Origin of the sequence: Nocardia sp. JCM 34519.1, from assembly GCF_020361265.1 — a bacterium.
Classification (GTDB): domain Bacteria; phylum Actinomycetota; class Actinomycetes; order Mycobacteriales; family Mycobacteriaceae; genus Nocardia; species Nocardia arthritidis_A.
Genome location: NZ_JAIRBR010000003.1, coordinates 425,488 through 439,755, shown reverse-complemented (window position 1 = coordinate 439,755; position 14,268 = coordinate 425,488). Strand labels below are relative to the sequence as shown.

Here is a 14,268-nt window from a genome sequence, read left to right as displayed (position 1 = left end):
ATGACCGGACGAGCACGTGCGACAACCTCGATGAGCCGGGCGCGACCCACGGCAGTCGAGCAAGTGACGAGCCGATCGGGTTGCGCGGCAGGCTCGGTAATATCGCTGATCATGAGCCGATTCGCGCGACCATGGGCCTGAGCTTCGGCGTCCTCGGTCCGGTGTGGGCGCAGGACGAGCGCGGGCGGCTTGCGCTCAAGGGGCCGCGGCATCGGGCGGTGCTGGCCCGGCTGCTGGTCGCGCGGGGGCGGGTGGTTCCGGTCGGCCGGTTGATCGACGATCTGTGGGAACGACCGCCCGACGACGCGGTCGGCGCGCTGCAAACATTCGTCGCCGCACTGCGCAAGGTGCTGGAGCCGGATCGACGGCCCAGGCAACCCGCGAGCGTATTGGTCACCGTCGCACCGGGATACGCGTTGCGCGTCGAGCCCGATCAGGTCGACGCGCTGCGTTTCGAGGCGCACATCGATCGGGCCGGTCGATTCCTCGCCGCCGGTGACGGCGCCGCGGCGCTGCGCGAGACGGATGCGGCGCTCGCACTGTGGCAGGGACCGCCCTATGCGGAGTTCACCGAAACCGGTTGGGCGCGTGGCGAAATCGCACGCCTCACCGAACTGCGCATGCGCGCCGTCGAGCAGCGGGCCGAGGCCATGCTGCGCACCGGCCGGGCGGCCGACGCGGTGATCGCGCTGGAGGCGCATCTCCAGGAGCTGCCGTTGCGGGAGCACGCCTGGCAATTGTTCGCGTTGGCGCTCTACCGCGCCGGGCGCCAAGCCGACGCGCTCGCCGCGCTGCGCACGGTGCGCGATCGGCTGCGCAACGAACTCGGTGTCGATCCCGGGCCGGAACTTCGTGCGGTAGAAGCGGATATCCTCGCGCAGTCGGAGCGACTGGACATGCCCACCATATCAGTGGTCGGCTCGACGGCTCCTCCGGTCGCGCCCGCCACACCGGCAAGTGGACCCACCCGACCTGCCGATACAACCGCAGCCGCAAGCGACAGCGCATCGTCGGCTGCGGGTCCTTTACGGGGAAACAGCACCGCGCCGCCGGTCGACACCGGGCGACCGGCGACCGACACCAGGCGTGCGCGCGAACCCTCCGCAGCGGCCAGCGCACCAGTCCCGCGCCTGGTATCGCCGAGCAGCATCGTGCCGCGGACGAGCACCGTGCCCGTCGGCGGCGCTACCCCACCCGGCAGCAGCACTACTCCGCCGGTCAGCAGCGCTACCCCGCCCGTCGGCGGCGCTACCCCACCCGGCAGCAGCGCTACCCCACCCGGCGGCAGCACCACTCCGCCCGTCAGCGGCGCTACCCCGCCCGTCAGCGGCGCTACCCCGCCCGTCGGCGGCGCTACCCCGCCGGGCGGCAGCACTACCCCGCCGGGCGGCAGCACCACCCCGCCGGGCGGCAGCACCACTCCGCCGGCCAGCGGCGCTACCCCGCCCGTCGGCGGCGCTACCCCGCCCGTCGGCGGCGCTACCCCGCCCGTCGGCGGCGACGTGCTATCGAACGCCGACGCTCTACGGACATCCGAATCCGTTGTGTCCGAGCGGGTTTTCGTGGGACGGGCGAACGAACTGGCGCAGATGTTCGCGACGGCCGAGGCGTGTGCGGGCGGGTTTCGAAGCGGGCTGGTATTGGTGGCGGGTGGTGAGGGCGCCGGGAAAACCGCTCTTGCCGAAGCGTTTTCGGTCGAGTTGGCGCGGCGTGGGTGGACGGTGGCGTGGGGGCCGAGTCCGGCGGGGGATGGCGTTCCGCCGGATTGGTCGTGGACGCGGATCGTGGCCGATCTCGCGGCGGCCGGGTATCGGATCGAGCCGAGCGCGCTCGCCGGGGATGGCGACGCCGCAGTGCGCCGGTTCGAGCTGCATCGCTCGGCGGCGGAGCAATTGTCGTCGATCGCGCGGCGGACTCCCCTGCTGGTGGTATTCGACGACCTGCACCAGGCCGGGCCGGACACCCTCGAGTTGTTGACCGCGCTCGCCACCGCGGCGGTGCACGCGCCGCTGCTGTTCGTCGCCACCTACCGGACCAGCGATATCGGTACCGGACTCACGGCGGCGCTGTCCCGGCTCGCCCGGGTCGAGCCGGCCCGGGTCTATCTAGGCGGGCTCGCCGAGGCGGATACCGCCGAGCTGATCGGCGCTGTACTCGGCGGCCGACCGCCAGTTCCGGTGGTGCGGCGAATTCAGGTGCGCAGCAATGGAAATCCGTTCTTCATCCGGGAGCTGGCCCGACTGTTCCTGGACGAGGGAAGCCTAGCGTCTGTGCCCGCCGGTGTGCGGGATGTGGTGCGGCACAGGTTGTCTCGCCTGGACGAGCGGCACCGGACGGTGCTGCGTCAGGCGGCAGTACTCGGCGGCGATATCGATCGAGAACTGCTCGCCGCGCTCACCGGCGACGCCGCGCTGGCGCTCGATGGGCTCGAAGCGGGGTTGCGCGCCGGATTTCTGCACGAAACACCTTCGGCTCGAATATCTTTCGAGCACGATGTGGTGCGGGATGTGCTGTACGAAGACATCTCTGGTCCGCGCCGCGCAGTCTGGCACGAGCGCGCCGCCGATCTACTCGAGCGGTCCGGCAACGCCGATCCGGCCGTGCTCGCACATCATCTACTGTGCGCGGGCACCCGCGCCGCCGCCCGCCGGGCCGTGGGTTACGCGCGTACGGCGGCGCTCACGGCCGAGCGGATGTTCGCACCGCACGATGCCGTGCGGCTGTGGCGAATGACGTTGCGGGCGTACGACAACACCGCGCAGCCGGAATCCGCACGAGGTACGGGCGACACTCCCGAACGTCTGGACGCGATGATGGGGCTGGTGCGCGCGCTCGCGATCACCGGAGACCTGCGAGCGGCCAGAGAGCTACGCGCCCAAGCGCTTTCGGCGGTCGAGCCGCTCGGCGACCCGAAGCTCACCGCGCGGGTTCTCACCGCGTTCGACATCCCGGCGCTGTGGACGACCAATGACGACGAGGCGCTGGCCCGGCGTATCGTGCGGGTCGCGGACGAAACGCTGGCCGCCTTACCGGCGGGCGATACCGAACTGCGGGCCAGGCTGCTCACCACGGTGGCGCTCGAAGTGCGCGCGACCGACGGCGCTCGCGGCCGGGCCGCCGCCGACGAGGCGGAGCGAATCGCCGCACGGCTCGGCGACCCGCGCCTGCTGGCCTTCGCCCGCAACGGCCGGTTCATGCAGACCTTCCACCGCACCGGCCTGGCCGCCGAACGCGCCGAGATCGCGACCGGCCTGATCGATCTCGCCCGCGCGAACGAGCTGGTGAGCTTCGAGGTGCTCGGACATCTCATCGCCGTGCAATCGCGATGCGCGCTCGCCGATTTCGCCGCCGCCGCACGGCACGCCGCTGCCGCCGCCGCGCTCGGCGAACGCTACGATCTGCCGCTGGTCGACGTCTTCACGGAGTGGTATTCCGCACTCCGGCAATCACTTTCGGTAGACGCCGCCGCAGCGGAAGCCGCGTATCGCACCGCGGCGGCCCACCTACCCGGCGCGGCGATGCCCGGACTCGAAGCGGGCCTGCTCCCGCTGGCCCTCACCTGCGTACGCCTGCGGCACGGACTTCCGATAGCGCTCGATCACACCGACTTCGGCACGCACGCACCCTGGGTCGAGCCGCTGCTCCTACTCGAACACGGTTACCCCGACAACGCCCGAAAAGCGCTGCGCGCCTTGCCCGAACCCCCAGGCGACCTCCTCACCGAACTCCGCTACGCCCTCATGACCCGCGCGGCCCTGTCCCTCGGCGAACACACCGTCCTCGACCGCGCCTACACCGCACTCCTACCCGCGTCCGCCGAACTGGCCGGCGCGACAACCGGTCTCGTCACACTGGAGCCCGTCGCACACTATCTGTCCGAAATAGCCACCGCCCGAGGCGATCACGATGCGGCTGCGCACCACCGCGCGCAGGCCCGACGGCTCACCGACTCGATCGCGCAGGACTCGACCGTCGAGTAGCGGCCGCCGATTCCCGATCTCTACCGGCACCCCGCTACCACAGGAAGATCCGGAGCCGCACCCACTCGATCGCGAGGAGTTCCGGTGAACCGGGAGCGACAACCGACTGGTGATGCTGTTCTCCGGTCGCGCCGCGCCCGCGATCCAGCGGGTTCCGCTGTTCGGCTCCACGTGGGACGATCGGATCGCACTGGTGGTGGTCTGCTCCTGCTCGCGGCGACCGGCGTGCAGAACTGGCGGCACGCCTCAGTTATTGGTGGCCGGGCCCGGACGCATGAATATCGATGCCGCCGACTACGCCGGGCATCGCATCCACACCTCGGTCACCAAGCTCGACCCGAAGTCCTTCCCGCTGCTGGAGCGCGACTTCAGTTGGGTGCAAGAGCAGCCCTACAACCGGTGAGGTCGAGCGGCTTATCAGCTCGGATGCGGGCCGCCGTATCGGTTCCGGTGTGTCGTGCTCCGGCGCACCGAACCCGTACCGCTCGATAACGTTGCGGCCCTTCCGGATCCGCGTAGCGCATCCCGATGGGCGCGCCCGTACGAGGCATTGTCGGGTATGAGTAGTGGGCAGCCGCGGCGACCGTCGAGATGTAATGTCGGCCCGGCGGGTTCGATGGTGAAGGTCCAGCCGAGGCTCTTCGGCGCGCCGTCGTGGTCGAGCCGGTCGGCGAGCTGCCGCAGCCATTGTCCGACAACATGATTCATGATTCCACCGCTCCTCTCCGCTGATAGTGCGGACCCGATTCTGCCCCGCCGGTTCCCGCGTGCACAGCCACCGCGGCCGTTTTCACGCAGCGCGTGCATCGGCCTACTCGATGATGCCGTTGGCACGCGCCCGCCAGAGCATCCGCCGGGCCTCGCGGGTGTCGAGCAGGACCAGGCCCCGCACCGCCTGATCGCGCAGTGCGTCGTCCGGGTTGCCGAGTTGCGCGCCGAGCAACGGCAGTGCCGACTCGGCTCGGGCCGCGCCGACGAGTTCCAGTAGCCAGCAGCGCAATCCGTGATCGGTCTCGCTCTCGAACTGCTCGATCAGCTCGTCGACATGATCGCCGGCACGGGACAGCAGCAGGTGGTACCCGTCCTCTTGCGTTTGCGGGTTCCGGCTGCGCATCAACCGCATCGCCTCGTCGAATACGTCCCGCACCCAGGCAACGGTACTCCACGGCCAACGGCAGGTCAGCGGTATTTGCTTCGGGCGCAGCGGGTTACGAACGCGGCGAGGTGGACCGCGGCGAATTCTTCCGAATACCAGGTCTGCTCGGAGACGGGAGCGGTCCAGACGTAGGTCATCGCGGTACGCGCGCCCGGATGCACCTCGACGGTCCGCAGGTCGTATTCGTCGTCTTCGAAGGCGTCGAGGATCCGCCATTCTGCGGCGGTCAGACCGGTCAGCAGGACGCCGGGGGTCACCGAATCCGTTGCGGGGACCAGGCCCGGGTACACGCGGCCGGGCAATGCGGCCGCGCGCCAACCGGATACGGCAACCGGCTCCAGCGGCGGGCAGCGGTCGAGCAGGTGGATCAAGACCTGCGGGAATTGCAGGGTGCCGTAGGCGAACAGCGAATCCGCCACGCCGAGTTCATGTTCGACTCTCATACCGAGCCCACCGAGCGCTGATCGCGGATGATGTCGGCCAATTTCTGATAGTCCTCCTTGCGCGCGGTGGAGGCGCGGAAGGCCAGACCGAGGGTGCGGCCGGGGGCGGGCCCGGCGAAGTGGGCGGTATCCAGTGTGCCGCGGGCGGTTTCGGCGGCCACCGCCATCTCCGGGATGAGCGTGACGCCCAAACCGCCCGCGACGCACTGCACAACGGTGGCCAGCGATGCGGCGCGGGTGTCGCCGACCGCGGCCGGATGCGCGTCGGCGGAGCGGCACAGGTCCAGGGTCTGATCGCGCAGGCAGTGCCCCTCGTCGAGCAGCAGCAGCGGCTGCGCGTCGAGCACGCCTGGCACCAGGTCGGTGCGGCCGGCCAATTCGTGCCCGCGCGGCGTCACCAGCACGAATTCCTCTGTGTACAGCGGGATTTCGACGATACCGGGCGTTTCGGTCGGTATCGCGAGCAGCGCGACGTCCAGCACGCCGGTGCGCAGGCCGTCGAGCAGCCGCGCGGTCTGGTCCTCGATCACCTGCGGCACCAGGGCGGGCACCTTGGCCCGCAATTCGGGCAGCAGGGTCGGCAGCACCTACGGGGCTACCGTCGGGATGATGCCCATGCGCAGGGCGCCGCTGAGCCCGTCGCCGGTGGCCGTCGCGACGAATCGATCGGCCGCCTCCAGCGTCGCCATCGCCTGCGGCAGCAGCCGTTTACCCGCCGCGGTGACCAGAACGCGGCGCGTGCTGCGCTCGATCAGCTGCAGCCCCAACCCGTTCTCCAGGGCGGCGAGCGCCTGCGATAACGTGGGTTGGCTCACATTGAGGCGGGCGGCGGCCGTACCGAAGTGGCGATATTCGGCGATCGCGACGAACGCACGCAGCTGTGAGAGTGTCGGCTGATAAGTCTGATCAGTCACACCTATCAGTGTAGTGCGACTGATCACCTTTACCTTTCGTGACCCCTTCGGCGAAGATCGATGGGGAGCTTTACCGCACAGTGCTAGCAAACCAACCCACGAGGAGATGCGCATGGCCCTGCTGACCATCGGCGACCAATTCCCGGCTTACAACCTCACCGCGGTGATCGGCGGTGACCTGTCCAAGGTCGACGCTCAGCAGCCCGACGACTACTTCACCACCGTCACCAGCGACGATCACGCGGGCAAGTGGCGGATCGTCTTCTTCTGGCCGAAGGACTTCACCTTCGTCTGCCCGACCGAGATCGCCGCGTTCGGCAAGCTCAACGACGAATTCGCCGACCGCGACGCGCAGGTGCTCGGCGTCTCGGTGGACAACGAGTTCGTGCACTTCCAGTGGCGCGCCCAGCACGAGGATCTGAAAACCCTCCCCTTCCCGATGGTTTCGGATCTGAAGCGCGAACTGACCACCGCCACCGGCGTTTTGAACTCCGACGGCGTCGCCGACCGGGCGACCTTCATCGTCGACCCGAACAACGAGATCCAGTTCGTCTCGGTCACCGCCGGTTCGGTGGGCCGCAACGTCGACGAGGTGCTGCGGGTGCTCGACGCGCTGCAGTCCGACGAGCTGTGCGCCTGCAACTGGAAGAAGGGCGACCCCACCATCAACGCGGGCGAGCTGCTCGCCGCCAGCGTCTGATCGATCCACCAACCGAAATATCAAGTCAGAGATGAGGTATCGCCGAGCATGAGCATTGAGAACCTGAAGAACTCCCTGCCCGAGTACGCCAAGGACCTCAAGCTCAACCTGTCCTCCATCGCACGCACCACCGTGCTGAACGAGCAGCAGCTGTGGGGCACGCTGCTCGCGTCGGCGGCCGCGACCCGGTCGGCGACGACGCTGCGCGAAATCGCCGAGGAGGCCGCGGACACCCTGTCCGCGGAGGCGTACAACGCCGCGCTCGGCGCCGCCTCGATCATGGGGATGAACAATGTGTTCTACCGGGGCAAGGCATTTCTCGGTGGACGCTACGACGACCTGCGCGCCGGGCTGCGGATGAACATCATCGGCAACCCGGGCACCGACAAGGCCGATTTCGAGCTGTGGTCGTTCGCGGTCTCCTCGATCAACGGCTGCCAGCACTGCCTCGAGGCGCACGAGCACACCCTGCGCGAGGCGGGCGTCTCGCGCGAGGTGATCTTCGAGGCGCTGCGGGTGGCCGCCATCGTCGCCGGTGTCGGCCAGGCGGTGCAGTCCACCGAGGCGCTGGCCGGGGCCGCCGTCTAATCCGGCACGTTCACGAAAACCACACTGCCCCCGTCCGTTTCGGATGGGGGCAGTGTGCTGTTCGGCCGGTTGCCGGATCCATGGACTATTGTCGCGGTCGAGCGGTTGGGGAACCGCCGACAACGGGAGGGGAATCCATGAGCATCGATGATCTGCAGGGCGAGCCGGAGGCGGAAGCGGTTCCCGCTGGATGGTGGAAGTTGGCCACACCGATTCGCGGTCACGGTCCCGCAGTGGAGCGCCCCGTGATCGCCGAACTGGTCGCGGAAATCACCGAATGGCTCGGGGATTTACCCGAACGACTCGGTTGCTTGCGGCAACTGTTCCCTGACGACGACGCGACACTCTACGAACTCGCCGACTCCTACCTGCGCGATCCCGGCTCGGCACGACCCGAGTCCGCCGCCGCGGCAGGGCTGTTCCTGGCACAGGTGACGACTTCCCCGAGTCTGGCCCACTACTTGGCCGCCAACCACGGCTTGCCGTACGCCGCTCAAACCATGGCGCTGCTGTCGGAACTCACCTTGACGGACCATCGAAAAGCCAAGGTAGGCACGCCCGATCAGGAAGCACCGATTCCACTGCCGATATTCGAAACCACCGAAGTCCTCGACCCACATATCCGCGAGCTGCGGGAACTGCTCGCCGCGGCCACCGACGACGAGTACGCCGAGACGCGAATCCGCTTGGCGGCGATCCGGACCCGCAGCGCGCACGCCCGGCTGGCCGCCTCGTATCTCGTTCCGACGGAACAGGATTGGGTCGCCGCCGATATCGAGCTGACCGGCTGGGCCGTATCGGACGAGTTGGCGGCCGCACGCCTGCTGACGTCCGTCCGCGACATCGATCTGGCGCATGCCCTGGTGGACCGGATCGCGCCACGAATCATCGATGGCGACCCGCGGATCCGGTACAGCCTCGGGGTGAACCTCGGCCTCGACGTCCCGCCGATCCTGGGCACCCTCTACCGACGGACCCGAGATGCCCAGGCACGCAAGGAAATCGTGACGATGCTCCGCGAGCTCGACACACACGAAGGCGATGCCGAACTGACCCACCTCGCGGGCGACGAGCACGTCGACGAGGCATTGGCGAAGGTCGTCGCACTCCGCCCGCGCCGGGCGTTCTGGCTGCTCGGCAACGGCGCGCTCAGCGGACAGACCGACGCCCTGTTCCGTACCAGGATCCGCCACGACCCGGAATACGCTCGGGCGGTGGTGGATTGGCTACCACAGGCGATGGCCGCGATCGTGCGCGAGGAGCTGGCTCAGCTGTAGAGCCGAGTGAGGAACCCGTCGAGGTTGGTGCGCACGCGTTCGGCCTTCTCCTCGGGTGTGAGATCTTCGCGGTACCGCGCGCCGAGCGCGGGGCGTTTCTTGTTGCGCGCGTAGAGCGAACACGCCAGATCCGTGCACATGTAGGTGCCGACGGAGTTGCCGAGCCGCCCGGATTCGCCTGCCTTGGCCGCGGTCATCAGGGAGACGCCGTGCGCGGTGTGCGTGGTCAGGCAGATGGCGCACATCTGGGTGCGGCCGGGGCCGCCGGTCTCGTAGCGCATCGCCACGCCGAGCAGCCGATCGGCCTGCGGGACGACGAGATAGGAGCGGCCCGGCATGGATTGGTCGTTCCAGCCGAGGAAATCCAGGTCGTCCCAAGGCTTTTCGGCGAGGTCGCGCGGGATGGGCAGCCGTTTGGCGTCGCCCTTGGAGCAGTTGACGAAGGACGCTCGAATATCTTGTTCGGTAACGGGTTTCATGACGATTCTTTCACGGCTGATGTCTGATCGGATGCCGACGGCCACTGCGACAGCGTCAGATGCAACGCGTCGAGCATGTGCCGCCAGCTGATGTCGGTAGGCCGGGAGTGGGCGAAGCCGCCCTGCGCCTCCAGGGTGGCGAAGCCGTGAAAGGCGCTGCGCAGCAGGCGCGCCGCGTCGAGGGCATCGTCCTCGGCGAGTTCGTAGCCGCGCAGCATCGACGCGGTGAGCTCGACGCTGCGCCGCAGCGCGGGTTCATCGGCGATTTCGGCGGGATCCATCCGGATCTGCGTCGCGGCGTACCGACCCGGATGCTCGAGTGCATAGGCCCGGTAGGCGTCGGCGAAGGCGACCATCGCATCCTTGCCGGACCGCCCGGCGATGGCGACGCCGATCCGGTCGTTCAGTTCCGTGCCGGCGAGCAGCGCCACCCGCATCCGCAGATCGTGCAGGTTCCGCACGTGCACATACAGGCTCGGATCCTTCACCCCGAATTTGCGCGCGACCGCCGACAGCGTGAGCTTCTCGAAGCCGATCTCGTCGGCGAGTTCGGCCGCGGTGCGCACGATGCGTTCCGGTGTCAGACCGGCCCTGGGTGACATCCACCCTCCTTCCTACGATATTTAGGTTATGTCCTGATAAAACTAGGCACAAGTCATTTAACGGACCGCCCGGTTTCGCACCGGAGGCGCCATCGCTCGCGCTAGTCTCCGAAAGGCATTGAGCGACGGGGAGGTTACGACCCTGGACACGTTGTGGAAGTTCATCGTCAACCGGCGGCATCAGCTGCTCATCGACTCCTACCTGCACGTCTCCGCGGTCGTGCAATCGGTGCTGCTGGCCACCATCGTCGCGGTGCTGCTCGGCGTGCTGGTCTACCGCAGCCCGCTCGGGTCGGCGCTGGCGACGGCGGCGGCCAGCGCCATCCTCACCGTCCCGTCGTTCGCACTGCTCGGCCTGCTGATACCGGTGCTCGGCCTCGGCGTCGCACCGACCGTCACCGCGCTGGTGATATACGCCCTGCTGCCGATTCTGCGCAATACGCTGGTCGGGCTCGCGGCGGTGGATCCGGCCGTCGTCGACGCGGCCCGCGGCGTCGGCATGAACCGGCTGCGGGTGCTCGCCCGGATCGAGCTGCCGCTGGCCTGGCCGTCGATTCTCACCGGTATGCGGATCAGCACCCAGATGATCATGGGGATTCTCGCGATCGCCGCATACGCCAAGGGGCCCGGCCTCGGCAATCTCATCTTCTCCGGACTGTCCCGGCTCGGCAGCCCGAACGCGGTACCGCAGGCGCTGGCGGGCACCGTACTGGTGGTGCTGCTGGCACTGCTCCTCGACGGGATCTACGTGCTCGTCGGGCATTTCACCACCGCGAGGGGGATTCGTGACTGACACCGTCACGTCCGGGGTCGAGATCGTGCTCGACGCCGTCACCAAACGCTATCCGGGACAACGTGATCCAGCGGTCGAATCGGTCTCGATGCGGATCCCGGCCGGTGAGATCGTGGTGCTGGTCGGTCCGTCCGGCTGCGGCAAGACCACCACCATGCGGATGATCAACCGGCTGATCGAGCCGACCTCGGGCGGCATCACGGTCGGCGGTCGCGACGTCATCTCGCTGAATCCGAACGAATTGCGCCGCGGCATCGGCTATTCCATTCAGCAGGCCGGACTCTTCCCGCATATGACCGTCGCGAAGAACGTCGCAACGGTGCCCGAACTGCTGGGCTGGCCGCGCCGACGGATCCGCGACCGGGTCGATGAGATGCTGGAATTGGTCGGCCTGCAACCGGATACGTTCCGCGGCCGGTACCCGCGCCAGCTGTCGGGCGGACAGCAGCAGCGGGTCGGGGTGGCCCGCGCGCTCGCCGCCGATCCGCCGGTGCTGCTGATGGATGAGCCGTTCGGCGCGGTGGATCCGATCACCCGCGGGCTGCTGCAGGACGAATTGCTGCGGCTGCAGGCGGAATTGGGCAAGACGATCGTCTTCGTCACACACGACTTCACCGAGGCGGTGAAACTCGGCGACCGAATCGCGGTGCTGGGCAACCGATCCCGCATCCTGCAGTACGACACCCCCGCGGCGATCCTGGCCGCGCCGGCCGACGAGACGGTGGCCGGATTCGCCGGTGCGGACGCCTCGCTCAAACAGCTCACGCTGATCCGGGTGCGCGATGTCGAGCTCGGCCGGTGTCCCGTTGCGGCGCAGGACGATCCGGTCGAGCCGCTGCGCGCCGAACTCGCCGCGGCCGAGTGGCCGTGGGGCCTCGTCCTCGACGGACAGCGGCGACCGCTGCGCTGGGTCTCCGCCCAACACCTCGACGGCGTGAGCTCGCTGCGCGATGTGGGATCGCCCATCGGCGAACCACTTTCGTTGCGGTCGACGCTGCAGGACGCGCTGGCCGCGCTGCTGACCCAGCAGTGCGCGACCGCCGTCGTCACCGGCGGCCACGGCGAGTACGCGGGCATCGTCACCATCGACACGCTGGTCGGTGAGCTGTCGGCGTTGCGGGGCGCCGGGGGCACCGTGACCGAGCACAGCGCGGGAACCATGGGCACAGCACCGACGAGTGCCAGCGAGGACGCGCCGTGATGGATCGGATCACCACCTCCGCAACCGATTCCCGGCGCGCGGAGCGGCTGCGGATGCTCGCCCAGCCCGCGGTGGTCGTCGTGCTCACCGCGGGCGTGCTCGGCTGGGCCTTCGACCGCGATCTCACCGCCACCCAGCGAGCCAGCGTCAACATCCGCAATATCGCGACGACGACCTGGCAGCATGTGGTGATCAGCGCGACCGTCGCGGCGATCGTGCTCGCGGTCGCGGTGCCGCTCGGCACGCTGCTGACCCGGTCCCGATTCCGCCGTCTCGCACCGTTTTTCGTGGCGATCGCCAATCTCGGCGCGGCCGCCCCGGCGATCGGTCTCATCGTGCTGACCTATCTGGCCACCCGTACGACCGGCTTCTGGGTAGGCGTCGCGCCGATCGCGTTCTACGCGCTGCTTCCGGTGCTGCGCAACACCATCCTCGGCTATCAGCAGGTGGACCGGGCGCTGATCGCCGCGGGCCGGGGGCAGGGCATGTCGGCCGCGACGGTGTTGCGCCGCATCGAATTTCCGCTCGCTGTGCCCTACATCCTGGCCGGGCTGCGCACCTCGCTGGTGCTCGCGGTCGGCACGGCCACACTCTCGTTCCTGGTGAGCGCGGGCGGTCTGGGCATACTCATCGATACCGGCTACAAGCTGCGCGACAATGTCACGCTGGTGCTCGGCGCGGTGCTGGCCGTCGCGCTGGCACTGCTCGTCGACTGGCTCGGCGCGCTGGCCGAGCGGTTCATCGGACCGAAGGGGCTGCGATGAGGCGCGAATCGGCCCGGCTGTTGCGCGCAATCGCCTGCGCCACAGCGATTCTGCTGGTCGCGGGCTGCGGCCTGCAGTCCGGCGGCGCGATGCCGCTGCAGGTGGGTCCGGGCAGTATCCGGCCGGATCCGGATCTGGCGGGCGTGCCGATCACCGTCGGCTCGAAGGATTTCACCGAGCAGAACATCCTCGGCTATCTGATCGAATTCGCACTGTCGGCCGCGGGCGCGAACATCCGCGACCTGACCAATATCGAGGGCTCGAACAGCCTGCGCGACGCGGAATTACACGGCCAGGTGGATATCGCCTACGACTACACCGGCACCGGATGGATGAACTATCTGGGCAACGAGTCGCCGATCCAGGACGAGACCCAACAGTTCGAGGCCGTCCGCGACGCCGACCGCACGCGACACGGCATTGTCTGGGCGGATGTCGCGCCGATGAACAACACCTACGCGATCGCCACCAGCAAGCGGGTCGCGGCCGAGACCGGTGTCACGACGCTGTCGGACTACGCCAGGTTGATCGACACCGATCCCGCGGCGGCGACCACCTGCGTCGGCACGGAATTCAATGTGCGCCAAGACGGATTCCCCGGAATGGCGAAGAAGTACGGCATCGATCCCGGCAAGGTGCGCAAGCAGATCGTGCTGGACCCGATCGTCTACCAGGCGGTGGCCGATGCGAACCAGTGCCGGTTCGGCTCGGTGGCGACCACCGACGGCCGCATCGGCGCCCTCGACCTGCAACCGCTGCGCGACGATCGCGGCTTCTTCCCGAAATACAATGCGGCGCTGGTGATCCGGAAGGCGGTCGCGGACGCGCACCCACGCATCGCCGCCATCATGGCCCCGATCTCCGCGCTGCTCACCAACGAAACCGCCACCGAACTCAACCGGCAGGTCGACGTCGACGGTCGCGAACCCGCCGATGTCGCCCGAGACTGGCTGGTCGCGAAGGGCTTCGTCACCGCGAGGTGAACTTCACTGCGCCGCTTCACCGTTCGGCACGGGGGGACCGTAGATGTGGTAGATCCAGGTGCCGTCCTCCGGATCCGACCACAGCGGCCACTCCCCTGCCGTGCGGAACCAGGTCCAGGTCAGGGTGCGGCACGCGTCGGCCTCGGCGGCCGCCTCGGCCTCGGCGCGGGTGCGGTAGGGGCCGCCGAGCACGATCTCCTCGGTGCCGCAGAATTCGCAGCTGTGGAACTTCCTGACCTCGTACCGGTCCACCCGGCCACCTCCCGCATCCGGCGCGCACATCAGTGCGATTCTGCACCCGAATGCCGAAACCGGAAAGTATTGAATACCGAATGGTATTGAATACTGCGGGGTATTCTTATCTCGTTTGCACTGGAAATAGCGCATC

At 68.4% G+C, this 14,268-nt stretch carries 14 protein-coding genes and 2 pseudogenes; 9 read left to right on the top strand and 7 right to left on the bottom strand.

Features of this window, described 5'->3' with window-relative positions; all coding sequences use genetic code 11:
* Positions 1 to 131 precede the first annotated feature (131 nt).
* Both LGY53_RS43565 and LGY53_RS11505 read left to right on the top strand, forming a co-directional pair.
* Positions 132 to 3,980 carry a BTAD domain-containing putative transcriptional regulator gene (locus LGY53_RS43565; RefSeq protein WP_255663814.1) on the top strand — a complete coding sequence of 1,283 codons (3,849 nt, stop codon included), beginning with the start codon at positions 132 to 134 and terminating at the stop codon, positions 3,978 to 3,980.
* A gap of 242 nt (positions 3,981 to 4,222) precedes the next feature.
* Positions 4,223 to 4,383: pseudogene (locus LGY53_RS11505) on the top strand (DoxX family protein); the annotation flags it as partial.
* Between the two features lie 14 nt (positions 4,384 to 4,397).
* Here the strand turns inward: LGY53_RS11505 and LGY53_RS11500 are convergent.
* The 4 genes and pseudogenes from LGY53_RS11500 to LGY53_RS11485 form a co-directional block, all read right to left on the bottom strand.
* Positions 4,398 to 4,688: a hypothetical protein gene (locus tag LGY53_RS11500; RefSeq protein ID WP_225726642.1), complete on the bottom strand. Its 291-nt coding sequence runs from the start codon at positions 4,686 to 4,688 to the stop codon at positions 4,398 to 4,400.
* A 103-nt stretch (positions 4,689 to 4,791) separates the two neighbouring features.
* Entirely contained in the window at positions 4,792 to 5,127 is a 336-nt protein-coding gene (locus tag LGY53_RS11495) for a HEAT repeat domain-containing protein (RefSeq protein WP_225726641.1), read from the bottom strand.
* A 32-nt stretch (positions 5,128 to 5,159) separates the two neighbouring features.
* Complete coding sequence (locus LGY53_RS11490) at positions 5,160 to 5,579, bottom strand: gamma-glutamylcyclotransferase family protein (protein ID WP_225726640.1); 420 nt, start codon at positions 5,577 to 5,579, stop codon at positions 5,160 to 5,162.
* Positions 5,576 to 6,493: pseudogene (locus tag LGY53_RS11485) on the bottom strand (hydrogen peroxide-inducible genes activator). The gene LGY53_RS11490 and the pseudogene LGY53_RS11485 overlap by 4 nt, the downstream one beginning before the upstream one ends.
* A 112-nt stretch (positions 6,494 to 6,605) precedes the next feature.
* On the opposite strand from LGY53_RS11485, the gene LGY53_RS11480 reads away from it, so the two are divergent.
* The 3 genes from LGY53_RS11480 (at position 6,606) to LGY53_RS11470 (ending at position 9,058) form a co-directional block, all read left to right on the top strand.
* Positions 6,606 to 7,193, top strand: coding sequence for a peroxiredoxin (locus LGY53_RS11480; protein WP_225726639.1), 588 nt, complete (start codon positions 6,606 to 6,608; stop codon positions 7,191 to 7,193).
* Positions 7,194 to 7,241: 48 nt separating this feature from the next.
* On the top strand, positions 7,242 to 7,781 hold the full coding sequence (locus LGY53_RS11475) for a carboxymuconolactone decarboxylase family protein (RefSeq protein WP_167476293.1): 540 nt from the start codon (positions 7,242 to 7,244) through the stop codon (positions 7,779 to 7,781).
* Positions 7,782 to 7,918: 137 nt separating this feature from the next.
* Positions 7,919 to 9,058, top strand: coding sequence for a hypothetical protein (locus tag LGY53_RS11470; RefSeq protein WP_225726638.1), 1,140 nt, complete (start codon positions 7,919 to 7,921; stop codon positions 9,056 to 9,058).
* On the opposite strand, the gene LGY53_RS11465 is transcribed toward LGY53_RS11470, so the two are convergent.
* On the bottom strand, positions 9,049 to 9,537 hold the full coding sequence (locus LGY53_RS11465) for an FBP domain-containing protein (protein WP_225726637.1): 489 nt from the start codon (positions 9,535 to 9,537) through the stop codon (positions 9,049 to 9,051). The genes LGY53_RS11470 and LGY53_RS11465 overlap by 10 nt on opposite strands.
* Positions 9,534 to 10,139, bottom strand: a complete 606-nt coding sequence (locus LGY53_RS11460; protein ID WP_225726636.1) for a TetR/AcrR family transcriptional regulator — start codon at positions 10,137 to 10,139, stop codon at positions 9,534 to 9,536. Before LGY53_RS11460 ends, LGY53_RS11465 begins: the two co-directional genes overlap by 4 nt.
* Positions 10,140 to 10,281: 142 nt before the next feature.
* On the opposite strand from LGY53_RS11460, the gene LGY53_RS11455 reads away from it, so the two are divergent.
* Genes LGY53_RS11455 through LGY53_RS11440 form a run of 4 tightly spaced genes read left to right on the top strand, consistent with a single transcriptional unit; the run spans position 10,282 to position 13,880 of the window.
* A complete protein-coding gene (locus LGY53_RS11455; RefSeq protein ID WP_225726788.1) occupies positions 10,282 to 10,932 on the top strand; it encodes an ABC transporter permease in 651 nt (216 codons plus the stop codon).
* Positions 10,925 to 12,133, top strand: a complete 1,209-nt coding sequence (locus LGY53_RS11450) for an ABC transporter ATP-binding protein (protein ID WP_225726635.1) — start codon at positions 10,925 to 10,927, stop codon at positions 12,131 to 12,133. Before LGY53_RS11455 ends, LGY53_RS11450 begins: the two co-directional genes overlap by 8 nt.
* Positions 12,133 to 12,897, top strand: coding sequence for an ABC transporter permease (locus tag LGY53_RS11445; protein ID WP_225726787.1), 765 nt, complete (start codon positions 12,133 to 12,135; stop codon positions 12,895 to 12,897). Before LGY53_RS11450 ends, LGY53_RS11445 begins: the two co-directional genes overlap by 1 nt.
* Complete coding sequence (locus LGY53_RS11440; RefSeq protein WP_225726634.1) at positions 12,894 to 13,880, top strand: glycine betaine ABC transporter substrate-binding protein; 987 nt, start codon at positions 12,894 to 12,896, stop codon at positions 13,878 to 13,880. Before LGY53_RS11445 ends, LGY53_RS11440 begins: the two co-directional genes overlap by 4 nt.
* 3 nt (positions 13,881 to 13,883) lie before the next feature.
* Here the strand turns inward: LGY53_RS11440 and LGY53_RS11435 are convergent, their stop codons facing one another.
* Positions 13,884 to 14,162, bottom strand: coding sequence for a hypothetical protein (locus tag LGY53_RS11435; RefSeq protein ID WP_225726633.1), 279 nt, complete (start codon positions 14,160 to 14,162; stop codon positions 13,884 to 13,886).
* Between the last annotated feature and the right edge of the window lie 106 nt (positions 14,163 to 14,268).